Source organism: Rathayibacter sp. AY1B8, assembly GCF_002932775.1.
Taxonomy (GTDB): domain Bacteria; phylum Actinomycetota; class Actinomycetes; order Actinomycetales; family Microbacteriaceae; genus Rathayibacter.
Genome location: NZ_PSWJ01000003.1, coordinates 163,292 through 189,879, shown reverse-complemented (window position 1 = coordinate 189,879; position 26,588 = coordinate 163,292). Strand labels below are relative to the sequence as shown.

Here is a 26,588-nt window from a genome sequence, read left to right as displayed (position 1 = left end):
CTCAAGGGCGCAGAAGGGCATGGTCTCGTCTCCAGGGGGTGGCGGGCGATCGCCCGCCACCCCCTGGAGACGAGACCATGCCCTTCTGCGCCCTTGAGAGCCTCCGCTGATGGAGCTGGGCATCGCCGCGATCGTCGGCGTCTCGGTCCTCGTCGCGGTCGCCGTCTTCTCGCGGCGCCTCGGCGTCGCCGCCCCGATCGTCCTCGTGCTCGCCGGCGTCGGCCTCTCGTACATCCCCGGGGTGCCGGAGGTGGTCGTCCCGCACGAGTGGGTGCTCGACGGCGTGCTGCCGCCACTGCTGTACGCGGCGGCGCTCAGCGTCCCGTTCATCGACTTCCGCCGGAATCTGACCACCATCACCGGCCTGTCGGTCGTGCTGGTGCTGATCTCGGCGGCCGGCGTCGGCGCGCTCCTCTTCCTCCTCCTCCCCGAGCTCGGGCTGGGCCTGGCGATCGCCGTGGGCGCGATCATCAGCCCGCCCGACGCCGTCGCCGCGACCTCGGTCGGCCGGCGGCTCGGCCTCCCGCCGCGGCTGCTCACCCTGCTCGAGGGCGAGGGGCTGATCAACGACGCGACCGCGCTGGTCCTCCTCCGCTCGGCCCTCGCCGCCGCCGCGGGGACGCTCGCGACGCCGTGGGCCGCGATCGGCGACTTCCTCTACGCGGTCGTCGTGGCCGTCGTGGTCGGGTTCGTGGCCAGCGTCGTCTCCGTCTTCGTCCGCTCGCGGCTCGAGGACCCGGTGCTCAACACCGTCCTCTCCTTCATCGTCCCCTTCGTCGCGTTCATCCCCGCCGAGGGCCTGGGCGCCTCGGGCGTGCTCGCCGTGGTCGTCGCCGGCCTGCACACCGGGCACGCCTCCTCCCGCGCCTTCACCGCGCAGTCGCGGGTGAACGACCGGATCAACTGGCGGACCGTGCAGTTCCTGCTCGAGAACGGCGTGTTCCTGCTGATCGGGCTCGAGATCCGCTCGCTGATCCACGACGCCGACAGCGCACGCCTCTCCGTGCCCGGAGCGGTCGGGATCGGCCTGATCGCGGTGGTCGGGCTGATCGTCGTGCGCTTCCTCTGGGTCGGCCCGGTCCTCCTCGGCGAGCGGTGGCAGACCCGCCGGGCCGAGCGCCGGGCCCGCGAGCAGAAGGAGCTGCTCGAGTCGCCCGAGGCGCAGGAGCTGCCGAAGGAGGAGCGCGGCCGGGCGAAGCGGCGCTACCTGCTGCGGCGCAGCGACTACCGGCACTTCAGCCGCAACGGCATCGGCTGGCGCGGCGGTCTGGTGCTCGGCTGGTCCGGGATGCGCGGAGTGGTGACCCTCGCGGCCGCGCAGTCGCTGCCCGAGGACATCCCGTACCGCCCGCAGCTCGTGCTGATCGCCTTCACCGTGGCCGTCGCGACCCTGCTGATCCAGGGCAGCACGCTGCCGCTGCTGATCCGGGCGCTGGGCATCCGCGGGATCGACGTGCCTGAGGATCAGCGCGCGCTCGCGGGTCTGCTCGACGAGATCACCGAGAAGGGCCTCTCAGTGCTGGAGCGCCCGGGCGACGCCGTCGAGGGTGCCGACGGCGTCGCTCCGGACGTCCTGGAGCGGGTGCGGCAGACGTCGTTCCTCCGCTCCGAGGCCGCCTGGGAGCGCTCGCGCGGCACGGAGAGGTCGGTCGCGGACACTCCGCACCGCCTCTACCGGGCCCTGCGGCTCGCCGTGGTCGCCGCCGAGCGGGAGGCCCTGCTCGACGCGCGCTCGCGCCGCGCCTACCCGCAGCGCATCCTCCGCGACGCCCAGTCGCTGCTCGACCTCGAGGAGACGCGGCTGCGGGTCCGGCGGGGCTCCGAGTCCTGAGGGCTCGGGATCGTGACGATCGCTCCCGGGGATGCCCGCGCTGATCCGCGCCCTGTGGAGGAGCGCCGAACTCCTCGAGTGCGCCATCCGGATCGACCCCTCGGACCACGGCCGTCCGGCCTCCCCGGCATAGCCCGCCGATGCGTCACCCCCCGTTAAGCCCGCGCTCCCCGCTTCCTCTGGCACTGCCGTCGCCCCGCCCGTAACCTGCGGATCGCCTGAGAATCGGAAGCTCGATTCGCCCGCACTCGAAGAGGGGTGGCGGGCCGGGGCGGATCCCTCGGGCGATATCACGAGGGCCGATCCGCGCGCCAGCCCTCGCAGAGAGGGCAGACGGGGCGCTGAGAGGAACGCTATCCCGTGCGGCGCCGGAGCGCACGCACCACTTCGTTCGAGTGCTCTCAGGTCCAGTCGAGAGCGGAGCGCTCGGCCCAGTAGCGGGCCGGATCCACGGCGAGCGCCGGGAGGTCCGCGAGCTCCCGGGGCTGTGCGCGCAGGTTGGCCCGCAGCTGCTCCGGAGTCGCCGCGCCGCTCAGCACGACGTCGGCCCAGGGCTGCGCGAGGGCGGCCCCCAGGGCGACGACGTCCGGCGCGGCGCCGGCGTGCTCGATCGGGTGCGCCACGAGCCTCCCGTTGGCGAGGGCCTCCTTGACCACCACCAGCCAGCCGTCGTCGTGCGCGGCGGCGAGCGCCCGGCCCGCGGACTGCTCGAGCGGGTTCCAGGTGCTCTGGACCGCACTGAACGGCGACTCCGGGATCGCGCGGGCGAGCTCGATCACGCGCGCCTGCTCGGGTCCGCTCGTGGAGAGGCCGACGCGCACTCCGGAGCCGGCGAGGCCGCGCAGTCGGTCCAGCAGCGGGCGGTCGGTGAGGGCCGGGCTCTCGGGAGTGATCGAGTGGACGAGGTAGGAGTCGGGCGCCGAGCCGAGCGCGTCGAGCGTGAGCGGCCACTGGCGGTCGAGCATCGCGACCGAGTGCTCCTTGCGCTCGTGCACCGGCGCGTCCATCGCCCACCCGCCGACGTACTCGTAGCCCCACTTCGACTCGATCGTGAGCGCCGCCCGCCGCTCGGGGTGCCGGGCGAGCCAGCCGCCGAGGAACTCCTCCGCCCGCCCGTAGGAGCGCGCGGCGTCGAGGAAGCGGACGCCGGCGTCCCACGCCGCGTCGAGCAGCAGGTGCGTGCGCTCGCGCAGCGCGTCGACGCTCCGCTCGGCCGCGGGGCCGAGGTCGTCGTCGCGCCCTGCCGTGATGTACGCCGGCCGGCCCACGGCCGCCAGCCCGATCCCGAAGCGCTGCATCCCGCCCACGGTACGCCGGTCCCGGAGCTGCGGCGGCCGCTAGCGTCGAGCGGTGACCTCCGCCCTCGACCGCAGCATCCTCCGGCTCGCCGTCCCGGCGCTGGGCTCGCTGGTCGCCGAGCCGCTCTTCCTGCTCACCGACTCCGCCCTGGTCGGCCATCTCGGCGCCGTCCCGCTCGCCGGGCTCGCGCTGGGCGGCACGGTGCTGCAGACGATCGTCGGCCTGATGGTCTTCCTCGCGTACAGCACCACTCCGCGGGTCGGCCGGGCCCTCGGCGAGGGCGACGAGCGGAGGGCCGTGGCGGCCGGGATCGACGGCGGCTGGCTGGCCCTGCTCCTCGGCGCCGGCATCGCCGTGGTGGGCGCGCTCACCGCTCCGGCCGTCGTGGCGCTCTTCGGCGCGGAACCGGCGGTGGCCGAGGCGGGCGTGCGGTACCTGGCGGTGAGCATGGCCGGGATCCCCGCCATGCTCGGCGTCTTCGCGCTCACCGGGCTCCTCCGCGGCTTCCAGGACACCCGCACTCCGCTGGTGATCGCCGCCGGCGGATTCGCCCTCAACGCCGCTCTCAACGCCGTGCTGATCTACCCGGCCGGCCTGGGGATAACCGGCTCCGCACTGGGGACGGTGATCGCGCAGTGGGCCATGCTCGCGGCCTACGCGGGAGTCGCGCTGCGGCTCGCCCGGAGGGTCGGCGCGCCGCTGCGGCCGCACCTCGCGGGCCTGGCCTCGTCCGCGGGATCCGGCGGCTGGATGCTGCTGCGCACCGCGAGCCTCCGCGCGGCGATCCTGCTCGCGGTCGCGACCGCCACCTCGCTCGGGGCGGAGGAGCTGGGCGCCTTCCAGGTGGCGATGACGCTGTTCTCGACGGTCGCCTTCGCCCTCGACGCGGTGGCGATCGCCGCGCAGGCGCTGCTGGGCCGCCTCCTCGGCGCGGGCGACGCCGAGCAGGCCCGAGCCGTCACGAAACGCTGTGTGACCTGGGGAATCGGTGCGGGAGTAGTGCTCGGAGCGCTGGTCACCGGTCTGAGCGGTGTCCTGCCGTACGTCTTCTCGAGCGACCCGGAGGTGCTGCGGCTGCTGCCCGCGGCGATCGCCGTCGTGGGCCTCACCGCTCCGCTCGGCGGCTACGTCTTCGTGCTCGACGGCGTGCTGATCGGCGCCGGCGACGGCCGCTACCTGGCGCTCAGCGGCCTCGCGAACCTCGCCGTCTTCGTCCCGCTCGCCCTGCTCGCCCCCGCCGCGCCCGCCGAATGGCGCCTCCTCGCGCTCTGGCTCGCCTTCGCCGTCGGCTTCCTCGGCGCCCGCGCGGTCACCCTCGGGCTCCGGGTCCGCAGCGACGTCTGGCTCCGCTGACCGCACTCCTCCCCTGTGGAGAAGCCTGTGGACAACTCCGGTCAGCGCGGCGGTGCGCTGGTGTTCCCGCGGTGGAAGACGGCGTGGAAGCAGACCGCCTCCGCCTCCTCGTCGGCCAGGAGCGCGACCGCGGCCCGTCCCGCCGCACGGCCCTTCTCGACCGCGGGCTGGGCCATCGTCGTGAGGTCGTACTCGGCCGCGAGACCGGGCACCTGCACGCCGTCGAAGCCGACCACCGAGAGGTCCTCGGGCACGCGCAGCCCGCGCTCCTCCGCCGCGAGGATCACGCCCGCGGCCAGCAGATCGCTCTGCGCGACGACCGCGGTCGGCGGCTCCGCCCCCTCGAGCAGCGTGCGGCCCGCGGCGACGCCCTCGTCGACGGAGCTCGCCGCGGCGGCGACGACCGACGCCTCCGGGAAGACGTCCTGCACGCCGAGGAGGCGGTCGACCGGAGTGATGCTGGGGCTCGAGCGCCAGCCGGCCGGGATCGCGCCGCGGCGGCGGTCCTTCGCGAACGGGAGCGCGACCACCGCGACCCGCTCGTGGCCGAGCTCGCGCAGGTGCTCCGCGATGGTCCGGCTGGCCTCGCGGTTGTCGAGCGAGATCACGGCGCCGCCCAGCTCCGAGAGGCCCTCGACCACGACGACCGGCACCCCCCGGCGGCGCAGCACGGCGACGGAGTCGTCGACCGACGGGCTGCAGCCGACCAGGATCATCGCGTCGACCGGGGCCGTCGCCAGCAGGCCCGCGCCGTCGCCGGTCTCGGTGAGCAGCAGGATCCCGGCGTCGACCCCGCCGAGCACGTCGGCGATCCCGTCGAGCATGGCGATCTTGATCGGGTCGCGGAACGCGTGCAGCATCCGCTCGTCCACGACGACCCCCACGATCCCCGAGCGGCCGCGGCGGAGCGAGCGCGCCCGCGGGTCGGGGCCGGCGTAGTCGAGCTCGGACGCCGCGCGCAGCACCCGCTCCTTCGTGGCCTCCGAGACGGGGCCGGAGCCGCTGAAGACCAGCGAGGCGGTGGAGGGGGACACTCCGGCCCGGCTCGCGACGCGGGCGAGCGTCGGCCGGGGGCTCTTGCGGGGTTCCACGTTCCTCCTCGTGGGGGCGGCGCGCTCGTCGTCGGTTGACCGTCCCCGGGGTTCCGGATAGCTTAGACCGGCTCGCTTCGAATCGATTCGACCGTGCCTCTCGATCCGGTGTCCGGATCCCGCCCGCACCAGGAGAACCGCCATGACCTCGACGTCCGCGCTCACGCGCCCGCAGCTGGTCGCCTGGCGCAACGCCGTCTTCACGATCTTCGTCCTCAGCGGGATCTCCATCGCCACCTGGGTCTCGCGCACCCCCGCCATCCGCGACGAGCTCCAGCTCTCGACCGCCGGAGTGGGCCTGCTGATCCTCTCGATGTCGATCGGCGCGATCGTCGGACTCGCGTTCTCGACGCCGGTCATGGGCGCGATCGGCGCCCGGCGCGGCATGGCGCTCGGCCTCACCGTCTCGGCGGCGGGCCTCGCGGTGCTGGGTGTCTCGGCCGACGTCATCGGCGTCCTCCCCGCGGCCTTCGCCGGCATGGCGATGCTCGGCTTCGGCAACGGAGCGGTCGACGTGATGATGAACGTCGAGGGAGCGGCCAACGAGAAGGCCTTCGGCAAGACGCTCCTGCCGCTGTTCCACGCCTTCTTCAGCCTCGGCACCGTGGCCGGCGCGCTGATCGGCGCGGGCGCCTCCGCCCTGGCCGTGCCCGTCGCCGTCCACCTCGGCGCGATCGCCGTGGTGATCGTTGTGACCGCGGTGATCGCGATCCGCTTCGTCCCGGTCCGCGAGGAGCTCGACACCTCCGGCGCGGCGACCACGGTGAAGCCGCCGGTCCGCGAGCGCGTCGCCGCCTCCCTCGGCGTCTGGCGCGACGGCCGCCTCGTCCTCATCGGCCTGATCATGCTGGGCATGGCCTTCGCCGAGGGCTCCGCGAACGACTGGCTGACCCTGGCGATGGTCGACGGCCACGGCACCGACAAGACGACCGCCGCCGTCGTGTTCGGCGTGTTCGTCGCCGCCATGACCGTCGGACGCGTGATCGGCGGGCCCGTGCTCGACCGCTTCGGCCGCGTCCCGGTGCTGCGCGCCTCCGCCGGGCTCGCGATCGTCGGCATCCTGCTGTTCATCCTCGCCCCGGTCGACGCGCTCGTCGTCGTCGGCGCGGTCGCCTGGGGTCTGGGCTGCTCGCTCGGCTTCCCGGTGGGCATGTCGGCCGCGGCGGAGGGGCCGCACTCGGCCGCCCGCGTCAGCGCGGTGGCGATGCTCGGCTACGTCGCGTTCCTGGTCGGACCGCCGGCGATCGGCTTCCTCGGCGAGCACTACGGACTGCTGAACGCCCTCTTCCTGGTGCTGGCCCTGGTGGTCGTGGCCGGGCTCGCCTCCCCCGCCGCCCGCAGCCGGCGGAGCTGACCGCCCCGCTCCACGCGCCTCCGCAAGCCCCCGTGGGGCCCGGGCGCCCCGGCGCGCCTCCCCCTAGGCTTCCCAGGACGGCGGTGGAGGGGGAGCGGATGCGGTACCGAGCGCGCGACGGCGCCCTGCTCCACGTCGACGAGCACGGAGCCGGTCAGGGGCGGCCCCTGGTAGTCGTCCCCGGTGAGCCGGAGCGCCACCCCTCCTACCTCGGCTCGTTCGCCTCGATCGCCTGCACGCGCCGCGTCCTCGTGCTGCACCCGCGCGGAGTGGGCGGCTCCGCGGAGCTGCCTCCCGCTCCCCCGGCCACGACGGCCGCCGACGTGGAGGACCTCCGCCGCCACCTCGGCGTCGACGAGCTCGATCTCGCCGCGCACGACTCCGGCTGCCGCGCCGTCCTGCTCGCCGCCGTGGGCGCGCCCGAGCGCGTCGCCCACCTGCTCCTGATCGCCCCCGGCACCGCCTGGCTCGGGATCGACGACCGGGCTGCCGGTCCCACGACTCCCGCCGGCTCCGACGACACCGCGGCGATCCGCGACGCTCTGCAGCGCCTCGACTGCCCCGCGGTCGTCCTCGGCGGCGAGGACGATCCGGTGACGGGCGTCGCCGCTCTGGAGGCGCTCACCGCGCTCCTGCCGCAGGCGAGCCTGGCCGTCATCGAGTCGAGCGGCCACCACCCGTGGGCGGAGGCGCCGGCCGAGTTCGCGGTCGCGCTGCGCGCCTCGCTCTCGGTGCCGCCGCCCGCTCCTCCGCTCGGCCGCCGGCCTCCCGTCGCCGCGCGCTGAGCCGGGAGCCCGCCGGAGCCGCGCCGTCTATCCTCGACGGGTGCGTCTCGTCATCGCGCGCTGCTCCGTCGACTACACCGGCCGTCTCAGCGCCCACCTCCCGCTCGCCACCCGCCTCCTGCTCGTCAAGGCCGACGGGAGCGTCCTCATCCACTCCGACGGCGGCTCCTACAAGCCGCTGAACTGGATGAGCCCGCCCTGCACGCTGATCACGGGCGAGCCCGACGAGGAGGCGCGCGCCGCGGGAGTGACGCAACAGTGGACCGTCGCGCACCGCAAGACCGGCGACGCTCTCGTCGTCTCGATCCACGAGGTGCTGCACGATTCGGCGCACGAGCTCGGCGTCGATCCGGGACTCGTGAAGGACGGAGTGGAGTCGCATCTCCAGCGCCTTCTCGCTGAGCAGATCGGCCTCCTCGGAGAGGGGCACACTCTCGTCCGGCGCGAGTACATGACCGCGATCGGCCCGGTCGACATCCTCGCCCGCGATTCCTCGGGAGCCGCCGTCGCCGTCGAGATCAAGCGCCGCGGCGAGATCGACGGAGTGGAGCAGCTCACCCGCTATCTCGAGCTGATGAATCGCGATCCGCACCTCTTCCCGGTGACGGGAGTCTTCGCCGCTCAGGAGATCAAGCCGCAGGCGCGGACTCTCGCCGAGGACCGCGGAATCCGCTGCGTGGTGCTCGACTACGAGGCCATGCGCGGCACCGACGACTCCCACACCCGCCTGTTCTGACAGGCGCGGCGACAGGCACGGCGAAGGCCCCCGCGATCGGATCACGGGGGCCTTCCGCTCACCGGGCGCGAGGCCCGGGAATGCGGCGTCTCACCGGGCCGAGAGCCCGGCGGCCGCTACTTGTGGGCGGCCTGGTAGGCGGCCTGGACCTCGGAGGGGATGCGTCCGCGGTCGGAGACGGGGTGGCCGTTGGCGTTCGCCCACTCGCGGATGGCCTTGAGCTGCTTGGGGTCGCTCTTGGAGGCGGTCGCGACGCTCGTGGCGGCCGCGGGGCGCGAGCCGACACGGCGGGCGCTCGAGACGAACTTCTCGAGCGCCGAGTGGAGCTCGGCGATGTTGTCGGGGCCGAGATCGATCTCGTAGTTGGCGCCCTCGATGCTGAAGCGGACGGTACCGCCGTCACCGGAATCGATAAGGGTTCCGTCGATATCGTCGACAAGCGTGATCTTCTGGGCCACTTTTCCTCCTGGAGTTCGCGGGACCGGACTGTCTCGACCCGGACCGGGAGAGACATTACCCCCTTTCACAATCGAGTGCGCCATGAATGGCGCCATTCGTCCCTTTCTCGCGCCATGTCGAGGGGAATGTTCAGGATAAGCGGAGGCAATCACGGCTGAATCGAGCTGTTCGCCACCAGCCGTCGAATAGAGGACACGGTGTCCGCAGACGGCCGTAACGATTCCGGACACCGATCGCGCGCATTCCCGGGAACCGGTCCCGGCGATTCCGATCACGCCCCGGTCTTCGTTAGCGTGGAGCCATGGCACGACGAGGCGGACCCCCTGCACGCCCGGCGCGACCCGGTCCGTACCGCAATGCGGAGGCTCGGGAAGCACTGGAGGCGCTCGTCGCCGCTCCCACCGCCGAGGCCGTCGACCGGCTGCTCGAGGCCTGCCTCGACGGCTCCCTCGTGGTCGACGTCACGGGCTCCCAGCCCGGAGGCGTGCCGCACGTCCGCACCGTCGCGACGACCACCGGGGAGCAGGTCCTGCCGCTGTTCACCTCCACGGACGAGGTGCGCACCGCGGTCCCCCGGCAGCAGCATCCGCGGGTGCAGATGCTGGTCCTCCCCGGACGCGAGGCCTTCGCGCTGATCCGCACCGCCGACTTCGTCGCCGTGCAGCTCGACCCCGGCTCGATCGCCCAGGTCGTCACCCGTTCGTTCGTCGAACGGGCTCTGGACGCCGAACGGCCGTAGAGTGTGGCCCCCGGCGGGGCAGCGCCGGCGTCACCCCGTCCTCCGAGGTCAGGAGCCCGCCATGTCCGACACGACCCTCGCCGCCACCGGCCTCGACGCGCGAGCCGGCACCTGGTCCTGCATCCTGTTCGACCTCGACGGCACGATCACCGACTCGGCCCCCGGCATCACCGGCACCCTCGTCGAGACCTTCGTCGAGCTGGGCCGCCCCGTGCCCGCTCCGGCCGAGCTGCTGGCCTACGTCGGCCCTCCGCTGCTCGAGGCGTTCCGCGAGCTCGGCGGGATGACCGTCGAGGAGGCGCAGGCCGCGCTCGTGGTCTACCGCCGCCGCTACAACGCGGGCGGGCTGTTCGACTCCTCGGTCTACCCGGGGCTGCCCGAGGTGCTCGCGCGCATCGCCGAGGCCGGCGTGCCGCTCTCGCTCGCGACCTCCAAGCCGGAGTCGGCGGCCACGCGCATCCTCGAGCACTACGGACTGGCGCAGTACTTCACGGTGATCTGCGGCGCCTCCGAGGACGAGGTCCGCAGCGCCAAGGCCGACGTCGTGGAGGAGGCGCTGCGCCGGCTCCGCGAGCTCGGCGTCGACCTCTCGGCGCCGGTGATGGTGGGCGACCGCGAGCACGACGTGCAGGGCGCCGCCGCCCACGGCGTGCCGACGATCATGGTCGAGTGGGGCTACGGATCGCCGCTCGAGGCGGTCGGGACGATCGCGCTGGTGTCCGGCGCCGAGGAGCTCGCGGACCTCCTGCTCCCGTGACCTGCGTACGATGAGGGCATGACTGGTCTGGGCGTCGTCCTCTCGTTCGTGCTGTTCCTCGGCGGGATCCTCGTTCTCGGCAACTCGTTCCTGCTGCCCGACATCGCCGGATTCCTCTTCGTCGGCGGCATCCTGATGATCTCGGGATCGCTCGCCGTCGCGTTCCACGTCCTGCCGAAGTCGCAGTAGCCGGGTCGCTCCGGGCGGCCGCCTCCGCGGCTCGCCGCTCCGCTCAGCCCAGCGTGCTCGCGTCGAGGTTGATGACTGCATTGATGTAGACCGCCTCGCCGGCTCCGGCGATCGTCGGGTTCATCCGGAGCAGCTGCTGCACCGGGATCCCGAAGCGCTGCGCGATGTCGAAGAACGTGTCGCCCTGCACCACGGTGTAGCTCACGATGTCCCCCTCCCCGTCGCGGGTCGGCTCGCCGTTCGCCCCGGGAACCGCGCCGTTGTCGACCGCGAAGGCGGTCTCGGGGATGTCCGGTGTCGCGTTCGGCGTGAAGGTGACCGTCGCCTCGGGGACCGGCGCGAAGACCGTGGCCGTCGCCTGCGGGAGCGCCGCCGTGACGGTCGGGTCCGGTACCGGAGTCGGCGTCGCCGTGGCGAACACGGTGACCGTCACCGTCGGAGCCGGAGCGGGCGCCGAGCACCCCGCGAGCGCGAGCACACCGGCCAGTGCCGTTGCTCCGATGACCGTCCTGCGCATGTCCCCCGCCCTCCGCACGCCCCGCGGCGCCCGCTCCACCCTAGGAGACGGGGCGGCCGGGGGCACGTGCGCTGTCGCAGGAGGCCGGTGCTGCTGATCCACCGTCGTGCAGGGAGCTCCGCGGTCGCCGGGGCCGGGTCGGCCTCACCGGGACCGGGTCAGGACGGGGGCTCGGTGAGCAGGCGCAGCCCGCCGCCGCTGTTCGCCGCGTCCATCAGGAGCTCGACCCAGGTCGGGTTGATCGTCGGCTGCCGGCTCCCCGCGAAGTGGAACTGCAGGGCGATGTTCGGGTTCATCCAGAAGGAGTGGCGGCCCCGCGCGCCCTCGGGCATCGAGTCGAGGGTGAGGCTGAAGCGCTCGTCGCGGCGGAACTTCGCGTAGATCACGATCTGGAGGTGGGCCAGGGTCCGGTCCTCGATCTCGATGACGGCGGGAGGAGTGCCGTAGAGGAATTGACCCATGCCGCCAGACTATAGGCCCCTCGGCTTATTACTAGTCCGTCTAGCTATTTGGCTGCGGAGGGTTCCGCGTCGTCCGCTTCGTCCGTATCGTGCCCGTCGCCGTGCTCCGAGTCGATCTCGTCGACGGCCGCGCTCATCCGGCGGAGGAAGTTGACGACGACCTCGGCCTCGGGTGCGTCCAGGTCCTCGGCGATCTCGAGCATCCGGCGGTGCATCTCCTGGAGCGTGGCGCGCACCTCGTCGTCGCTGTCGACGGTCGCCTCCACGACGATCCCGCGCCGGTCGGTCGGGTTGGGCTTGCGCACGAGGTGGCCGCTGCGGACCAGGCGGTCGATGAGGACCGTGGTCGACGCGGACGAGATGGAGAGGTGCGAGGCCAGGTCCTTGCCGGTCACCAGCTCGCCCTTGCGCTGCTGGCGGAGCAGGTACTGGATGGCGATCAGGTCCGTCTCGCCCATCGCCATCCGCTCGCGCGTGCGGCGGCGCATCGAGACCTCGGAGACGCGGTACGTGCGCATGGCGCTCAGCACCTCGACAGCGCGGCGGGTGGACGACTCGTCCGGGTACCAGTACCCGGCGCCGCTCCGCAGGCTCGTGTCGCTCATCCGAACATCCTAGACCGGCTGATCACCAGGCCGTCTAGCGAGTCGCCCGCGCCTACGCTGGACCGGTGACCGCCACCCTCGTCGCCAAGGGCCTCTCCGGAGGCTATGCGCACCGCACCCTGTTCGACGGACTCGACCTGACGGTCGCCCCCGGGGACGTGGTGGGCGTCGTCGGGGCGAACGGAGCCGGCAAGTCGACGCTCCTGCGCATCCTCGCGGGCGAGACGGCTCCGCTCGAGGGCTCCGTCGTGCTCTCGCCGGGCGACGCCTTCGTCGGCTGGCTGCCGCAGGAGCACGAGCGCCGCGAGGGCGAGACCGTCGCCGGCTACATCGCGCGCCGCACCGGCTGCGCCGAGGCCTCCGCCGAGCTCGACGCCGCCGCCGCCGCCCTGGCCGACCCCGATCCCGACGGCTCGATCGCGGACCGGTACGCCCTCGCTCTCGACCGCTGGCTCGCGAGCGGCGCGGCCGACCTCGACGAGCGCACCCCGGTCGTCCTGGCCGACCTGGGCCTGTCGCTCGGCGCCGCGGCCGCCTCCTCGACGATGACCTCCCTCTCCGGCGGGCAGGCGGCGCGGGTCGGCCTCGCGGCACTGCTGCTCTCGCGCTTCGACGTGGTGCTGCTCGACGAGCCGACCAACGACCTCGACCTCGACGGCCTGGAGCGCCTGGAGGCCTTCGTCCGCGGGCTCCGCGGCGGCGCGGTCCTCGTGAGCCACGATCGCGAGTTCCTCGCCCGCAGCGTCACCCGCGTGCTCGAGCTCGATCTCGCGCAGGGCACCAACCGGGTCTACGGAGGTGGCTACGACGCGTTCCTGGAGGAGCGCGAGACCGCGCGCCGCCAGCGCCGCGAGAAGTACGAGGACTTCGCCGAGCAGAAGGCCGACCTGGTCTCCCGCGCCCGCACCCAGCGGGAGTGGTCGAGCCAGGGCGTGCGCAACGCGATGAAGAAGGCCCCCGACAACGACAAGATCCGCCGCAAGGCCTCGGCGGAGTCGAGCGAGAAGCAGGCGCAGAAGGTGCGCCAGATGGAGAGCCGGATCGCGCGGCTCGAGGAGGTCGAGGAGCCGCGCAAGGAGTGGCAGCTCGCCTTCACGATCGGCAGCGCCCCGCGCTCGAGCTCGGTCGTCTCGACGCTGAACGGCGCGGTCGCCCGCCGCGGCGCCTTCACGCTCGGGCCGGTGTCGCTCCAGGTCGACGCGGGCGACCGGATCGGCATCACCGGGCCCAACGGCGCCGGCAAGTCGACGCTGCTGTCGCTCCTCCTCGGCCGCGCCGAGCCGGAGGAGGGCGGCGCCTCCCTCGGAGCGAGCGTGGCGATCGGCGAGATCGATCAGGCCCGCGGGATGCTCGCCGCTGAGGTGCCGCTCGCGGACGCGTTCGAGGCGCTGGTGCCCGAGTGGCCGACCGCCGAGGTCCGCACCCTGCTGGCGAAATTCGGGCTGAAGGCCGACCACGTCGGCCGCCGCGTCGGCGAGCTCTCGCCGGGCGAGCGGACGCGGGCCGCCCTGGCGCTCCTCCAGGCCCGCGGCACGAACCTCCTGGTGCTCGACGAGCCGACCAACCACCTCGACCTCGTCGCCATCGAGCAGCTGGAGGAGGCGCTCGAGGCGTACGAGGGCACGCTGCTGCTGGTCACCCACGACCGGCGGATGCTCGAGACGGTGCAGCTGACGCGGCACTGGCACGTCGAGGCGGGCGTCGTCACGGAGGCGTGACGCCCGCCGCCGCGTCAGTCCCCGGAGGCCCGCGCCGCCTCGTCCTCGCGCCAGCCGGCCTCCTTCTGCACGTACTCGTTGTCGGCGAACTCCGCGAAGTCGCTCTCGTCGGTGATCCGGCGCACCTCGAGGCGGTTGCCGGGCACCAGCGGGCAGCGCAGCGCCCACTCGCGGGCCTGCTCCTTCGAGTCGACCCCGATGATCCAGAAGCCGTTGAAGAGCGACTCGGTCGGGCCGTAGGCGCCGTCGACGACGGTCGGCGGCTCGGAGGAGAAGTCGACCACGAAGCCGGAGGAGGCGATGTCGTCGGCCAGGCCGTCGCCCGAGAGCAGCACGCCCGCCTCGATCATCGCCTCGTTGTACTGCCCCATCCGGGTGATGATCTCGTCGAACGGGATCGAGGCGTATGCCTCCTTCGCCGCATCGGTCGCGCGCATGATCAGCATGTACTTCATCGGGTCTCCCTGGGGTCGGTGCGCGGGGGCGCAGGGCCTACTCTGGCCCATCCGGGGTGCCGGCGGAACGGTGGGTCCCGAGCGTCTGCGCCACGGGGGCGAGCGCGGAGCGACGGACCTTGCCCGCGTCGCTCCGAACGGGCTCGTGCACGATCCGGAGGGCCCGGAGGCGCCGCTCAGCGCCCAGCTCGGCGTTCGCCCGAGCGAGCAGACCGGCCGGGTCCACGCCCGCGTCGCCCACGTCGACGACCGCCTCCACCGCCTGCCCCAGCTCCGTGTCCGGCACGCCGAAGGCGACCGCCCCGCGGACTCCGGGCAGGGCCTCCAGCACCCGCTCGACCTCGGCCGGCCAGACGCTCGCTCCGCCCCGGAGGATCAGATCGTCGGCGCGGTCGACCACCCAGAGCCACCCGTCCCCGTCGACGCGGCCGACGTCGCCGAGGGTGTCCCAGCCCTCCTCCGTCCGCCGCGAGCCCGCGCCGAGGTAGCGGTAGGCGGGGGCCTCGCCGCGGTGCAGCCAGATGCGGCCGAGCTCGCCGGTCGGAGCCTCCGTGCCGTCCTCCCGCAGGATGCGCAGGGTCGTCCCGCTGATCGGCCGTCCGACACTGCCCGGGTGCTCCAGCCACTCCCGGCCCGTGATCATCGTCAGTCCGTTCGACTCGCTGCCCGCATAGACCTCGACCACCCGCTCCGGGCCGAGCCAGCCGATCAGCGCCCGCTTGTCGGCGGGCGCGCAGGGCGCTCCGAGGTGCAGCACCGTCGCGAGCGAGGACACGTCCGCCCCCGACCGCTCGGGCGCAGCCAGCAGGCGGCGGATCGTGGTCGGGACGAGCAGGGTCCAGGTGACGCGGTGCTCCTCGATCGCCGCGAGGACCCGGGCGGCGTCGAACCGCGGCAGCAGCACCAGGCGCTGCCCGGTCATCAGCCCGCGGAAGGCGTAGGTGAAGGTCGCCGAGTGCATCAGCGGGCCGCTCACCAGCTGCACGCCCTCGCGCGGCAGGAACGGCGCGACCGGCGCGTCCGGATCCAGCAGCGCCGGGCCCGCGGCCAGCACCACCTTCGGCCGCCCCGTGCTGCCGGAGGAGGTGGGCGCCTTCCAGGACGAGGCCCACCGGTCCTCGAGCGAGCCGGCCGGCACCTCCGGCCCGGGCCGCCAGTCGCCCGCGCGCCACGGGACAGCGGAGGAGGAGGGCGCGCCGATGACGAGCGCCGGCCGCGCGATCCGCTCCACCTCGGCGCGCTCCGCCGCCGACAGCCCGGTCGAGACCGGCTGCGGCACGGCGCCCGCCTTCCAGACCGCCGCGCAGACGACGAGCGCGTCCAGCGAGTTCGAGAGCGAGACGGTGACGAGGTCGTCGGACCGGACGCCGAGATCGCGGTAGGCGCGGGCGAGGCGGGTGCTCTCGCGGTCGAGCTCCCCCGCCGTCAGCGCGCCCTCGTCGGCCACGGCGACGATCCGGTCGGGATCGGCGTCGGCGAGACCGGTGACGATGCGCGAGATCGACCGGCGGGTCACCGGCGGCGCCCGATCGTGTCCAGGCGGCAGGACGGAGTCATCCGGGCACGCCTGCTCGCGCGGATCCCGGCCCGTCCGGAGGAGTTCCTCCTGAGCTCTGAACCGAGCCGTCGAGCACCCGCTCGTAGAACCGCAGATGCGCGGCCGCGACGTCGTCCCAGGAGTGCGAGGCGGCCAGGGCCCGGCCGTCCGGCGAGGGCAGCGTCAGGGCCTCCTCCAGCGCGTCGGCGAAGGAGGCGGGGTCCCGCCCGTAGCGGACCGCGTCCCCGAACACCTCGTGGATCACCGGCAGCTCCCGCGCCACGACCGGCACCCCCGCGGCGAGCGCCTCCATCGCCGCCAGCCCGAACCCCTCCTTCACCGAGACGAAGCCCAGCGCGGAGGCGCCGGCGACGAGCGGAGCGAGCCTCTCCTCCGGAACGGTGCCGAGGATCACCGGAGCGATCCCGAGCTCGGCCGCCCTCCGGTCGAAGGCGGCCCGGTACTCGCGGTAGTCGAACAGGGTCTCGCCGCCGCCGAACACCAGCGCGACGTCGTGGCCGCGCTCGCGCAGCAGAGCCCACGCCTCGAGCAGCTCGATGCTGCCCTTCCGCGGCTCGATGCCGCCGAGGGCGAGGAGGTACGGGCCGAGCTCGGCCCGCCACCCCCCGGTCAGCGGATCGTCGACGGCGGCCGCGAACCGCGCCGCGTCGACACCGTTCGGGATCACGTCGGGCAGCAGCCCCCAGCCGGCGCGCACCTCCTCGGCGACCGCAGCGGACACGCACAGCCGGGTCAGGGGGAGCCGGACGGCGCGGTCGTGGCAGGCGCGCAGCTCCGGGGTGGTGAAGTCGTCCAGGTGGTGGATCGTGCGGATCGGCGCGAGTCCGGCGGCGAGCGCCGCGTTGGCCGAGATGCAGTCCTGCGCGTGGACGGCCGGGGCGTCCTCGCCCCGCAGGGCCTCGGCCATCGCGGCGATGGACCGGACGATGCGGGCGCCGACCGGCTCGCCCTCGCGGTGCGGAAAGGGCACCACCCGCACGGTCACGCACGGATCGACGGGGCGGAAGAAGGAGTCGTCGCCGCCCCGGGCGAGCGTGCGCACCGTGACGTCGTGTCCGGCGCGCGCGAGCGCCTCGGCGAGGGCGAGGGTGTGCACCACCCCGCCGCGCGGCCGGGTGGAGTAGGTCAGCAGGCAGATCCGCATCTCAGCTCCGGTAGGCGTGCTCCGCGCGGTCGCGGAGGTGGTGCATCGTGCGGCGGGCGCGGGCGACGGAGCCGGCGACGTCAGCGGAGGCGAGCGCGAGCCCGCCCTTCGCCCAGGTCTTCGCGATGATCTCTCCCGCCGGATCCACGACCTTCGCCTGCCCGAGGAACCGCAGGCCGCCGAGCACGCCGGTCTGGTTCGAGGAGACGAGGTAGACCTGGTTCTCGGCGGCGCGGGCGCAGTCGTAGAGATCGAACAGGTGGGCCTGGCGGTCGTTGCGGATCCGATCGGAGCGGTCGGTCACGCTCGCGGGCCACGCGCTGAGGCAGGCCAGCACCTCCGCGCCGTCGAGGGCCAGCGAGCGCGAGGACTCCGGGAAGGTCTTGTCGAAGTCGATCAGCATCCCCATCCTCCCGATCGGCGAGTCGAAGGCGGCGAAGCCGCGACCCGGCAGGTACGCCTCGGACTCGCCCAGCGGCAGGTGGACCTTGCGGTGCGTGCCGATCAAGCGCCCGCCGTGCACGCAGACCGCGGTGTCGTAGCGGACCTCGCGACCGCCCTCGAGCGCGCGCTCCGCGATCCCGAAGCACACGGTGAGATCGCCCGCCAGCTCGGCCACGCGGGCGACCTCCGGCCCATCGAGCTCGAGGCTCGGCGGCAGGTCCGGCCCGGGGTGCTGGAGGTCGAGCAGGTAGCCGCCGAGGGTCGCGTCCGGGAGCACGAGCAGGTCGACCGAGCGCTCGCGGGCGTGAGCGATGATGCCGGCGAGCTTGGCGAGGGTGCGGTCGATGTCGCGACCGAAGTGCGCTGCGACCGCACCCATCACCGTCTCCGTCATGCGAGGAGGCTATCCGGCGAGATCCGGCTCGCGCTCCCGAGCGAAGCGCCCCGCCTCGCGCACTCGCCGGACCTCCTCCGCCAGGTGCCCCGCATCGCGGGCGATCGCCTCGAAGCGGCCGGACCCCCAGGTGTGCAGCCACGGCAGCCCGAGGAACGACAGGCCCGGCACGCTCGTCACTCCGCGCTGGTGGGTGGGATGGCCGGCGCCGTCGAACACGCCGATCTCGACCCAGCGATAGTCGGAGCGGAACCCGACCGCCCAGACGACGCTGCCGATGCGCGCGAGGTCGAGCCCGGTCGCCTCGGACTCCGGCCGCCAGACCGGACGGCAGCGGTCCTCCTCGGGAGCGTCGATGCCGTGCGCCGCGATGTAGCGGTCGATGTCGTCCTTGATCGACTCCGCGACCGAGTCCGCGTAGTCGAGCGACGCCTCCGCCGTGGGGGCGAAGCGCAGCCGGGACCCCTCCACCCCGGCCAGTCGGCCGTAGAGGTGCATCCCGTCGCGGGCGAAGGCGCGCAGGTCGATGTCCCGCCCGCCCCCGCGCCCCGTCACGTAGTGGTTGGTCGACTCCCGCTTGGTGAGCCCGCCGACCTGCGCGTGGACGGGCACGTCGTACACGCCCATGTCCTGGAGCCAGGCGACGCAGTCGCGGCCCCGGTAGAAGCGCGCCACCCGCGGCGCGCTGCCGAGGGCGAGGTGGACCTCGCGCCCGGCGAGGAAGAGGTCCTCGGCGATCTGCGCGCCCGACTGCCCGGAGCCGACGACGAGCACGCCGCCGGCCGGGAGCGCCTCCGGCGAGCGGTAGTCGGCGGAGTGGAGCTGCAGCACGTCCGACGGCAGCCGCGCGGCGACGGCGGGGAGGACCGGGCGGTGGTAGCCGCCGGTCGCCACGACGACCTGGTCGGCCGTGATCGCGCCCGCGCTCGTGATCAGCTCGAACCCTCCCCCGGCGCGCTCGCGGAGCCGGCTCACCTCCACGCCCTCGACCACGGGGGCGTCGAAGCTCTGCGCGTAGCGGCGCACCCACGCGTGCACCTCGTCGCGCGTCATGAATCCGTCCGGGTCCGGCCCGTCGTAAGGGTACCCGGGGAGGCGGCACTGCCAGTTCGGCGTGACGAGGGTGAAGGCGTCCCAGCGGCGGTCGATCCAGTCGTGGCCGATGGTCGCGCGCTCGAGCACGACGTGCTCGATGCCGTCGTCGACCAGGTGCCGGCTGATCGAGAGCCCGGCCTGCCCGCCTCCGACCACCGCGACCTCGACGTGGCGCCCGGGCTCGATAGCGGCGCTCACGGCCGCACCCGCTGCCCGGCCGGAGCGGGCGGCTCCATCGCGAGCACCCTGACCGTGCCGCCCTCGAAGCGCTGCGCCGTGCGGAGGATGTCGGACTCCTGCTGCATCGCGGAGGTGCAGGCGAACCCGAACCGCTCCCGCACCCGGTCCGACGCGATGCGCAGCGCCTCACTCGAACGGGCGACGAAGTCCTCGAGCGAATAGGCGGTCCCGGTCCCGAGGAACTCGTGCACGACCAGGCTCGGCGAGTAGCAGCGCTCCTCCGAGCCGTCCGGCCAGCGGACGTGGAAGGTCATCTCAGGCATGGACGAGTCCTCCGTTCCAGACCCGGTCGATGTCGTAGGCGCCGGGCCGCCGGTCGCGCAGGTGGAACATCCCGCCGCGCATCGCCTCGAAGGCGCCGCACACGTCGATGTCGGCGACGGCCATGCCTGCTCCGAGCAGCGTCGTCGCGAGCACGTTGCCGCCGGGATCGACGACCTTCGCGTTCCCGACGTAGCGGAGCGAGCCGAAGGTCCCCGACTGGTTCGAGGCGAGCCAGAACACCTGGTTGTCGAGGGCGCGGGCGATGTCGAACTGATTGAACCGGTACGTCCAGCGGTCCTCCTGCAGGTTCTCGGCCGTCGCCGTCCGAGCGGCCGGCCACGCCGAGAGCGAGGCGATGATCTCGGCGCCGTCCAGCGCCATCGACCGCGCCGCCTCGGGGAACGCCTTGTCGTAGCAGATCTGCAGGCCCACCCGGCCGACCGGCGTCTCGAAGGTGCCGTAGCCCGGGCCCGGCGAGTACGAGAGGTGCTCGCCCAGCGGCTGGTGCACCTTCCGGTAGCTGCCGTAGACCTGCCCGCCGTCCAGGAGCGCGGCCGCGTTGTAGCGGGTCTCGCCGTCGTCGTCGAGCTCGCAGAAGCCGATCGCCACCACCAGGTCGCCGACGATCTCCTGCACCCGCCGCAGCTCCGGCCCGTCCAGGCGCACCGCCGGCGGGAGGGAGCGGCGGGTGGTGGCGACCGTGTCGCCGTGGTTGCCGAGCGAGGAGAGGTAGCCGCCGATCGCGGCCTCGGGGAGCACCAGGAAGCGCACTCCCCTCTCGCGGGCCTCCTCGGCCAGGGAGGCGATGAGCGCGTAGTTCTGATCCAGGTCGCGGGTGAAGTTCGCCGCGACCGATCCGACGAGGGTCATCGCGATCGCCTACAGGTTGTAGGTGGAGTTGATGATCGCGCCCTTGCGGGCGTAGTGGATGAGCGCGTCCTGCACGTCGAGCGGGTGGCAGGGGATGCAGCCCTCGATCAGGTCCTCCTCGCGGAGGCCGTGGAGCGCCATGCCGAACCGGCAGACGAAGACGCGGTTCCCCTCCTGGATGAAGGTCTCGATGGCGTTGTTGAGGTTCTGCTCGCCGGGGAATCCGGAGTCGCCGACCGTCGGGAAGCCGCGGGTGGCCATCGCGTTGATGGTGCCGGGCCCGTAGAAGTAGAGCGCGGACTCGTAGCCCTTCCGCGCCGCGCGGGTGGCCTGGAGCACTGCGACGAAGCTGACCGAGGACTCGTGGGCGATGCCGTGCACGAGGGTCAGGTACGACTCCCCGGGCTCGGCCTGGTAGTCGGGGAAGACCTTGGTGGAGCCGTAGAGGTTGCTGCCCTTCGGGAGCGCCGGGTGGGCGATCTCGGAGCGCGACATCTCGATGTTGGCGCTGACCTGGTCTTCGATCTCCTGGGAGACGGACATGGTTCCTCCTGGTGTCGGTCCGCCGAAGCGGCGTGCGAGTGCATGGCTCCGGCGGGATGCGCTGAGACGACGCGGGACGACGTCCGCCGGGGTGGAGCAGTGGTGCGGAGTGGAACGCGTCCAGTCAACGGCCGGGATGTTTCGGAGTGGTTTCCACCGGAAGAAGCTCCCGTGACGGCGGATCCGTAACGAGACCGCGTTCCTCCCGTCACGAGGGCGAAACACGAGGCGCCTTGACTGGGGGGTGAGACGACCGCACCGACATCCCGGCCGCCGCTGTGCGCGGCCCGTCCGGCCCGCTCCGCGGTGCCACGAAGGAGTCCTCGTGACCGATCTCCGCAGTCCCTCCCCCGCGTCCTCGCCGCCGGCAACCGGTGCGGCGCACCCGGCCGCCGGCCCGCACCCGGTCGGCGGGGCGCACTCCCCGGGAGGGGCGCACTCGACCGGGATCCGCCGCACCGGCCCCTCCGCCCTCCGCACTCGCGTCGACATCGCCCTGCAGGGCATCCGCGTCGAGGCACCGGTGCACCGCGAGGCCGGCGCCGGCCCGAGCGACGACGGGCACGTGATGCTCGGCGGCCTGGGCGCCGCGATCCCGGTGAACCCCGACAGCCCCTACGTGGTGAGCGGGAACCGCCTCCTGCTCGAGGGCGCCGACATCGGCCTGGACGTGACTCCCGTCCGCCGCCCGCGCTTCTACGATCTCGACACCGCCGACGGCGTCTCCTACGAGAAGATCGCCCGGCTGCACGGCCGTGACATCCTCGCGACCACCGTCGTCCAGACCTGCATGCGCTACGACGAGGCGGAGCGCTGCCGCTTCTGCGCGATCGAGGCCTCGCTCGAAGCCGGTGCGACCATCGCGGTCAAGACCCCGGCCCAGCTCGCCGAGGTCGCGGAGGCGGCGGTCCGCCTCGACGGCGTGCGCCAGATGGTGATGACCACCGGCACCTCCAAGGGCCGCGACCGCGGAGCGGCCCACCTCGCGCGCTGCGTCCGCGCGGTGCTCGCGGCGGTCCCCGGGCTGCCGATCCAGGTGCAGTGCGAGCCGCCCTCCGACGTCTCGGCGCTGCAGGCGCTGAAGGACGCGGGCGCCGTCTCGATCGGCATCCACGTGGAGTCGATGGACGACGCGGTGCGGCAGCGCTGGACCCCGGGCAAGGCGCGGGTCAGCCTGGACGAGTACCGCTGGGCGTGGCGCGAGGCAGTGCGGATCTTCGGCCGCAACCAGGTCTCGACCTACCTCCTGGTGGGCCTCGGCGAGGACCCGGACGAGCTGGTCACGAGCGCCCGCGAGCTGATCGGGATGGGGGTCTACCCCTTCGTGGTGCCCTTCCGTCCGCTGCGCGGGACCCTGGCGACCGAGGTCGACCACGTGCTCCCGCCGGCCGGGTCACTGCTGGAGCGGGTCAGCGCCGAGGTCGCCGCGCTCCTGATCGAGGCCGGGATGCTGAGCAGCGGCCAGAGTGCGGGCTGCGCGGCGTGCGGGGCCTGCGGCGTCCTGAAGACGGCCGGCGCCTGATGGTGGAGCTCTCGATCCTCGAGGGTGTTCGGGTCGCGCCTGCGTTCACGGTGGTGCGGGCGGAGGAGCGCGAGCTCGCCGCGCACCGGGCCCTGCGGCGCGAGGTCTTCGTCGCCGAGCAGGGGCTGTTCGCGGGCGACGACCACGACGACGCCGACGACGATCCGCGCTCGGTGGTGCTCGTCGCGGTGGCTCCGGACGGCGCGGTGCTCGGCGGGGTCCGGATCGCGCCTGTCGGCGGCGGACGCGATCTGGGCTGGTGGACCGGCAGCCGCCTGGTGGTGGCGCGCGAGGCGCGGGGCGGCTCCGGGATCGGTGCCGCCCTCGTGCGCGCGGCCTGCGCGGAGGCGGAGGCGCGCGGGGTGCTCCGCTTCGAGGCCTCGGTGCAGCTGCGCAACGAGGTGCTGTTCCGGCGGCTCGGCTGGCGGAGGATCGGCACGAGCACCGTCGCCCGAGTCGAGCACGCCCGGATGCGCTGGCCGGTCGACCGGCTCGACCGGGCGGCCACCGCGGCCAAGGCGGCCCTCGGCGCCCTTCTGGCTCCGCTGGCGGCCGAGGGGGGCCTCGGTGGGGCCGGCTTCGTCGGCGACGACGGAGCACCGGTCCCGGGCAGCGACCTGATCGCCGTCTGCGACGCGATCGTCCCGTCCATGGTGGAGCGCCACCCGGAGTGGGCGGGGTGGTGCTCGGTGCTGGTCAACGTCAACGACCTCACCGCGATGGGCGCGACCGGCATCGGGCTGATGGACGCGATCGGCGCTCGCGACGCGGCCGCCGCCGCGCGCATCGTGAGCGGTCTGCGGGCCGCCTCCGCCGCCTGGGGCGTCCCCGTGCTCGGCGGGCACACCCAGCTCGGAGTGCCGGCGGCCCTGAGCGTCACCGGTCTCGGCCGTACCGCGGCGCCGGTGCCGGGCGCCGCCGCTCCGGGCGACGAGCTCTCGCTGACGGCCGACCTCGGCGGCGGCTGGCGGCCCGGCTTCGCGGGCGCCCAGTGGGACTCGACGTCGTCCCGGCGCGCGGAGGAGCTCCGGGCGATGGCCGCCTCCGTCGGACTCGCGCGGCCGAGGGCGGCGAAGGACGTGAGCATGGCCGGGCTGGTGGGGACGGTCGGCATGCTCGCCGAGGCCAGCGGAGGAGGAGCGGTGATCGACCTCGCGGCGGTCCCCGTCCCCGAGGCGGCCGGCACCGCCGACTGGCTCGGCTGCTTCCCCGGCTTCGCGATGATCACCGCCGACCGGCGGGGGGAGTCGAGGATGGGCACACCCTGGACCGCGACGGCCGCGGTGGGGAGCGTCGTCACGGAGCCGGGCGTGCGGCTGCGCTGGCCGGACGGCGAGGAGACGACGGCGATCGCCGGTGCGGTGACGGGGCTCGGCGCAGCGGGCTGACGGGCCGGGCCGGAGGCGCATCGTCCTCGGCGCGGCCGTGAGACGCAACCCCGTGCAGATCCTCGCCGAGCGGCGGAGACTGGCGGCGGCCCGTTGCTCGACGGGCGCTCATCGACGGAAGGAACGACCCCATGGTGGATCTCGGAGGACTCGCGGACAAGGCGAAGAACGCCGTGAACAGCGACAAGGGCGAGGAGCTGACCGACAAGGGACTCGACAAGGCGGGCGACGCCGCCGACTCCGCGACCGGCGGGAAGTTCGCCGGCCAGGTCGACAAGGCCCAGGAGGCCGGCGACCAGCACGTCGGCAACGACTGACCGCCGGGCGGCCCTTCCGCGCTGTCGCGGAGGGCCGCCCGTCCATCAGTCCCGGTCGCCGAGCCCGCGCAGCAGCGCCCGCACCACGGCGACGGAGCGATCGGCCGCGTCGTCGACGTGCGCCTCGAACTCGCCGGGGGCGCAGAGGTCCGAGATCCCGCGGACCGAGACGAACGGCAGCCCGTGCACGTGCGCCGTCTGCGCGAGGGCGACGGACTCCATGTCGGTGGCGAGCGCGCCGGGGAAGTCGTTCCGCACGCGGTCCACGTGGGCGCTCGAGACGAAGACGTCGCTCGAGACGATCAGGCCGCGGCGCACCGGCGGCCCCTCCAGCAGCTCGAGCTCCGCGGCGAGCGCCGCGTTGTCCCCGGAGTAGCGGGCGGGCATCCCCGGGACCTGCCCGAGCGCGTAGCCGAACGCCCGCGCATCGGCGTCGGTCTGCACGTACTCGGCGCCGATCACGACCTCGCCCACGCGGACGTCGGCGCCCAGGCCGCCGGCGGTCCCCGCGCTCACCACGAGCGGCCGGGAGCCGCCCTCCCGCAGGATCGCTGCGGTGAGACCGCCGGCCGCGTTGACGAGGCCGATGCCGGTGCGGATGAGCAGCACCGCGCGGGAGTCGAGCTCGAGCTCCCACTGCAGCGCGTTGCCGACGGCGCGCGGCTCGGAGGCGCTGGACGCGGCGGCGAGGAACGGCGCGGCCTCCTCGTCCATCGCGACCAGGACGATCGCCGTGCTCACGCGGTGACCGTCTCCCACTCCGAGCGGTGCGCGAGGAACGTGCGCGCCGCCTCCTGCGCCCCCTCGAGGGAGTGGTTGGCGCCCCAGCCGCACTGGGTCTCGTTGGCGGCCGGGACCTCGTCGGCCTCGGTGATGTCCTGGAGCGTCGCCTCGACCAGGCCGAGCACCTCGGAGAGCTCGGGCTCGCCCGAGAGGAGCAGGTAGAAGCCGGTCTGGCAGCCCATCGGCGAGAAGTCGATCACGCGGTCGGAGTGGTTGCGGGACTTCTCGGCGAACAGGTGCTCGAGCGAGTGCACGGTGGGCATCTCGAGGTGCCCGCGGTTGGGCTGGGTGAAGCGCACGTCGTACTTGACGAGGTGGTCGCCTCCGGGCAGCGTCTTCGCGTCGGCGAGGCGCACGTACGGCGCGGCGACGGTGCGGTGGTCGAGGTTGAACGACTCGACGTTCATGCGCGGCTGATCCACGGTGGTCTCCTTCACTGGGGGTCCCTCCATTGTCCTCCGCTCCGCGGAGCGGAGGCGGACCCCGGCGGATCCGGCTGCTTCTTCTCCGGGGCTGCGCCCGGATGCGAGGGCGGAACGGAGATCCCCGATCGACCGGGCGGAGGGGTGGCCGGAGCGGGGCGGCCGTACGCAGGCGGGTAGCGGAGGGCCGTCGAGCCGTCGTTCGCAGTCGTCTTCCCGGTCGTCGTTCCTCCTCCTCGGCGTGCGGGGCGGCGTCCTCGGTCCACTCGACCACGGACTGGTCGGGCACGGAGAGCCAGCGTGCCGTCGCGCCCGACGCGGCGGGGACCCGGGCCCCTGAGCGGTGGAGAACGGGCCGCTCCGATCCCTGGCGAGGAGCCTCGGCCGCTCCTCAGAACAAGTCCGAGAAGCCCATCGCGACGAGGTTCGCGTGCGAGGTCCGCAGGCAGTCGAGCGCGCTCCGCCCGTAGCGCTCGTCCTGCTCGACGAGGAGGTGGTCGACGCCGAGCGCGAGGCTCGTCCCGATGATCCCCGGGAAGTCGAGATTGCCCTCCCCCACCTCGGCGAACTGCACGTTCGAGGTGAAGGCGTGCACGGACCACCCGCCGGACATGTCGGCGGGCGGCCCGACCCGGTAGTCCTTCAGGTGCACCAGGGCGACGCGCTCCCCGTACCGGCGCAGCGTCGTCACGGGATCGAGCCCGCCCCGCTGCACCCAGTGCACGTCGAGCTCGAGCCCCAGCAGCGGAGCCCGGTCGGCGACGACGTCGAGCAGGAGGCGGCCGCCGTGCCGCGCGAACTCGTGGTGGTGGTTGTGGAGCAGCAGCCGCAGCCCGTCGTCGCGGAGCCTCGCCGCGGCGGCCTGGGAGCGGTCGGCGAAGTCGAGCAGGGCGGCCGGCGAGGCCGCCGCGGAGGCGGGCAGCATGCCGATCCGGACCGTGCGCGTGCCGAGCGCGCGGGCGTCGGCGACGATCCCGGCGAGCCCGCCCTCGAGCGCGGCGCCCGGGGAGTCCCCCGGTGCCAGGCCCGCCGAGATCGCCGCGATCTCCACGCCGAGCTCGTCCCGCGCCCGCTGCAGCTCGGCCACGGTGGCCGCCGTCAGCGGGATCTGCGAGATCTCCACCGACCGGTAGCCGATCGCTCGGACCTCCCGGAGCGTCGCGAAGGCGCCCGCCGAGGCGAACGCGTCCTTCAGCATCATCGCCTGCACGCCGATCCTGGTCACGGCAGTCCTCCCGGTCGCGGTGGGGGCCGA

General features: G+C 73.8%; 29 protein-coding genes. 12 read left to right on the top strand and 17 right to left on the bottom strand.

Annotation, left to right across the window (positions count from 1 at the left end):
• Positions 1-109: 109 nt before the first annotated feature.
• On the top strand, positions 110-1,831 hold the full coding sequence (locus C5C63_RS04140) for a sodium:proton antiporter (protein WP_104325517.1): 1,722 nt from the start codon (positions 110-112) through the stop codon (positions 1,829-1,831).
• Between the two features lie 401 nt (positions 1,832-2,232).
• On the opposite strand, the gene C5C63_RS04135 is transcribed toward C5C63_RS04140, so the two are convergent.
• On the bottom strand, positions 2,233-3,129 hold the full coding sequence (locus C5C63_RS04135) for an aldo/keto reductase (protein WP_104233036.1): 897 nt from the start codon (positions 3,127-3,129) through the stop codon (positions 2,233-2,235).
• Positions 3,130-3,181: 52 nt separating this feature from the next.
• On the opposite strand from C5C63_RS04135, the gene C5C63_RS04130 reads away from it, so the two are divergent.
• Positions 3,182-4,483 (top strand): MATE family efflux transporter, encoded by a 1,302-nt coding sequence (locus tag C5C63_RS04130; RefSeq protein ID WP_104222620.1) that lies wholly within the window; start codon positions 3,182-3,184, stop codon positions 4,481-4,483.
• A gap of 41 nt (positions 4,484-4,524) precedes the next feature.
• Here the strand turns inward: C5C63_RS04130 and C5C63_RS04125 are convergent, their stop codons facing one another.
• Positions 4,525-5,574, bottom strand: coding sequence for a LacI family DNA-binding transcriptional regulator (locus tag C5C63_RS04125; RefSeq protein ID WP_258065379.1), 1,050 nt, complete (start codon positions 5,572-5,574; stop codon positions 4,525-4,527).
• A gap of 142 nt (positions 5,575-5,716) precedes the next feature.
• Between C5C63_RS04125 and C5C63_RS04120 the strand changes: the two genes are divergently transcribed.
• From C5C63_RS04120 to nucS, 3 genes are all read left to right on the top strand, one after another.
• Complete coding sequence (locus tag C5C63_RS04120) at positions 5,717-6,928, top strand: sugar MFS transporter (protein WP_104233017.1); 1,212 nt, start codon at positions 5,717-5,719, stop codon at positions 6,926-6,928.
• Positions 6,929-7,026: 98 nt separating this feature from the next.
• Positions 7,027-7,713: an alpha/beta fold hydrolase gene (locus C5C63_RS04115; RefSeq protein WP_104325516.1), complete on the top strand. Its 687-nt coding sequence runs from the start codon at positions 7,027-7,029 to the stop codon at positions 7,711-7,713.
• 40 nt (positions 7,714-7,753) lie between these two features.
• Positions 7,754-8,449 (top strand): endonuclease NucS, encoded by a 696-nt coding sequence (gene nucS, locus C5C63_RS04110; RefSeq protein ID WP_104222623.1) that lies wholly within the window; start codon positions 7,754-7,756, stop codon positions 8,447-8,449.
• Positions 8,450-8,565: 116 nt separating this feature from the next.
• On the opposite strand, the gene C5C63_RS04105 is transcribed toward nucS, so the two are convergent.
• Positions 8,566-8,907 (bottom strand): Lsr2 family protein, encoded by a 342-nt coding sequence (locus C5C63_RS04105; RefSeq protein WP_104222624.1) that lies wholly within the window; start codon positions 8,905-8,907, stop codon positions 8,566-8,568.
• 302 nt (positions 8,908-9,209) lie between these two features.
• Here C5C63_RS04105 and C5C63_RS04100 point away from each other — a divergent pair, with 302 nt between their 5' ends.
• The 3 genes from C5C63_RS04100 to C5C63_RS16915 all read left to right on the top strand — a co-directional run bounded on the left by C5C63_RS04100 (position 9,210) and on the right by C5C63_RS16915 (position 10,593).
• Positions 9,210-9,647 (top strand): SseB family protein, encoded by a 438-nt coding sequence (locus C5C63_RS04100; protein WP_104222625.1) that lies wholly within the window; start codon positions 9,210-9,212, stop codon positions 9,645-9,647.
• Between the two features lie 61 nt (positions 9,648-9,708).
• Positions 9,709-10,404: an HAD hydrolase-like protein gene (locus tag C5C63_RS04095; RefSeq protein ID WP_104222626.1), complete on the top strand. Its 696-nt coding sequence runs from the start codon at positions 9,709-9,711 to the stop codon at positions 10,402-10,404.
• An 18-nt stretch (positions 10,405-10,422) separates the two neighbouring features.
• Entirely contained in the window at positions 10,423-10,593 is a 171-nt protein-coding gene (locus C5C63_RS16915) for a hypothetical protein (RefSeq protein WP_159911733.1), read from the top strand.
• Between the two features lie 43 nt (positions 10,594-10,636).
• On the opposite strand, the gene C5C63_RS04090 is transcribed toward C5C63_RS16915, so the two are convergent.
• From C5C63_RS04090 to C5C63_RS04080, 3 genes are all read right to left on the bottom strand, one after another.
• A complete protein-coding gene (locus C5C63_RS04090) occupies positions 10,637-11,110 on the bottom strand; it encodes a LysM domain-containing protein (RefSeq protein ID WP_104222627.1) in 474 nt (157 codons plus the stop codon).
• A gap of 158 nt (positions 11,111-11,268) precedes the next feature.
• Positions 11,269-11,571 (bottom strand): hypothetical protein, encoded by a 303-nt coding sequence (locus C5C63_RS04085; protein ID WP_068250131.1) that lies wholly within the window; start codon positions 11,569-11,571, stop codon positions 11,269-11,271.
• Positions 11,572-11,615: 44 nt separating this feature from the next.
• A complete protein-coding gene (locus C5C63_RS04080; protein ID WP_104295062.1) occupies positions 11,616-12,176 on the bottom strand; it encodes a MarR family winged helix-turn-helix transcriptional regulator in 561 nt (186 codons plus the stop codon).
• 65 nt (positions 12,177-12,241) lie between these two features.
• Here C5C63_RS04080 and C5C63_RS04075 point away from each other — a divergent pair, with 65 nt between their 5' ends.
• The gene (locus C5C63_RS04075) at positions 12,242-13,894 is read left to right on the top strand and encodes an ABC-F family ATP-binding cassette domain-containing protein (RefSeq protein WP_104308167.1); all 1,653 of its coding nucleotides are present in this window, start codon (positions 12,242-12,244) and stop codon (positions 13,892-13,894) included.
• A 14-nt stretch (positions 13,895-13,908) separates the two neighbouring features.
• Here the strand turns inward: C5C63_RS04075 and C5C63_RS04070 are convergent, their stop codons facing one another.
• The 8 genes from C5C63_RS04070 to C5C63_RS04035 are packed head-to-tail and all read right to left on the bottom strand — an operon-like array spanning position 13,909 to position 20,901.
• Entirely contained in the window at positions 13,909-14,349 is a 441-nt protein-coding gene (locus C5C63_RS04070) for a YciI family protein (protein WP_104295064.1), read from the bottom strand.
• A gap of 37 nt (positions 14,350-14,386) precedes the next feature.
• Complete coding sequence (locus C5C63_RS04065) at positions 14,387-15,865, bottom strand: AMP-binding protein (RefSeq protein WP_104325515.1); 1,479 nt, start codon at positions 15,863-15,865, stop codon at positions 14,387-14,389.
• Positions 15,866-15,902: 37 nt separating this feature from the next.
• Positions 15,903-17,051 carry an MSMEG_0565 family glycosyltransferase gene (locus C5C63_RS04060; protein ID WP_104325514.1) on the bottom strand — a complete coding sequence of 383 codons (1,149 nt, stop codon included), beginning with the start codon at positions 17,049-17,051 and terminating at the stop codon, positions 15,903-15,905.
• A 1-nt stretch (position 17,052) separates the two neighbouring features.
• Positions 17,053-17,889 carry a carbon-nitrogen hydrolase family protein gene (locus tag C5C63_RS04055; protein ID WP_104250272.1) on the bottom strand — a complete coding sequence of 279 codons (837 nt, stop codon included), beginning with the start codon at positions 17,887-17,889 and terminating at the stop codon, positions 17,053-17,055.
• A 9-nt stretch (positions 17,890-17,898) separates the two neighbouring features.
• Entirely contained in the window at positions 17,899-19,182 is a 1,284-nt protein-coding gene (locus C5C63_RS04050; RefSeq protein ID WP_219815267.1) for an MSMEG_0569 family flavin-dependent oxidoreductase, read from the bottom strand.
• On the bottom strand, positions 19,179-19,487 hold the full coding sequence (locus tag C5C63_RS04045) for an MSMEG_0570 family nitrogen starvation response protein (protein WP_104222634.1): 309 nt from the start codon (positions 19,485-19,487) through the stop codon (positions 19,179-19,181). The genes C5C63_RS04050 and C5C63_RS04045 overlap by 4 nt, the downstream gene beginning before the upstream one ends.
• Positions 19,480-20,358: a carbon-nitrogen hydrolase family protein gene (locus C5C63_RS04040; RefSeq protein ID WP_104295066.1), complete on the bottom strand. Its 879-nt coding sequence runs from the start codon at positions 20,356-20,358 to the stop codon at positions 19,480-19,482. The genes C5C63_RS04045 and C5C63_RS04040 overlap by 8 nt, the downstream gene beginning before the upstream one ends.
• A gap of 9 nt (positions 20,359-20,367) precedes the next feature.
• Positions 20,368-20,901 carry an MSMEG_0572/Sll0783 family nitrogen starvation response protein gene (locus tag C5C63_RS04035; protein ID WP_104222636.1) on the bottom strand — a complete coding sequence of 178 codons (534 nt, stop codon included), beginning with the start codon at positions 20,899-20,901 and terminating at the stop codon, positions 20,368-20,370.
• A gap of 325 nt (positions 20,902-21,226) precedes the next feature.
• Between C5C63_RS04035 and C5C63_RS04030 the strand changes: the two genes are divergently transcribed.
• The 3 genes from C5C63_RS04030 to C5C63_RS04020 all read left to right on the top strand — a co-directional run bounded on the left by C5C63_RS04030 (position 21,227) and on the right by C5C63_RS04020 (position 24,128).
• Complete coding sequence (locus C5C63_RS04030; RefSeq protein WP_258059779.1) at positions 21,227-22,423, top strand: MSMEG_0568 family radical SAM protein; 1,197 nt, start codon at positions 21,227-21,229, stop codon at positions 22,421-22,423.
• Complete coding sequence (locus C5C63_RS04025) at positions 22,423-23,811, top strand: MSMEG_0567/sll0787 family protein (RefSeq protein WP_104250269.1); 1,389 nt, start codon at positions 22,423-22,425, stop codon at positions 23,809-23,811. The genes C5C63_RS04030 and C5C63_RS04025 overlap by 1 nt, the downstream gene beginning before the upstream one ends.
• A gap of 131 nt (positions 23,812-23,942) precedes the next feature.
• On the top strand, positions 23,943-24,128 hold the full coding sequence (locus C5C63_RS04020; RefSeq protein ID WP_104222638.1) for an antitoxin: 186 nt from the start codon (positions 23,943-23,945) through the stop codon (positions 24,126-24,128).
• A gap of 45 nt (positions 24,129-24,173) precedes the next feature.
• Here the strand turns inward: C5C63_RS04020 and mtnN are convergent, their stop codons facing one another.
• From mtnN to C5C63_RS04005, 3 genes are all read right to left on the bottom strand, one after another.
• Positions 24,174-24,869 (bottom strand): 5'-methylthioadenosine/S-adenosylhomocysteine nucleosidase, encoded by a 696-nt coding sequence (gene mtnN / locus C5C63_RS04015; RefSeq protein WP_258065378.1) that lies wholly within the window; start codon positions 24,867-24,869, stop codon positions 24,174-24,176.
• Positions 24,866-25,363: an S-ribosylhomocysteine lyase gene (locus C5C63_RS04010; RefSeq protein WP_308471247.1), complete on the bottom strand. Its 498-nt coding sequence runs from the start codon at positions 25,361-25,363 to the stop codon at positions 24,866-24,868. Before C5C63_RS04010 ends, mtnN begins: the two co-directional genes overlap by 4 nt.
• A 361-nt stretch (positions 25,364-25,724) precedes the next feature.
• Positions 25,725-26,558, bottom strand: coding sequence for a sugar phosphate isomerase/epimerase (locus C5C63_RS04005; RefSeq protein WP_258062838.1), 834 nt, complete (start codon positions 26,556-26,558; stop codon positions 25,725-25,727).
• Positions 26,559-26,588 lie beyond the last annotated feature (30 nt).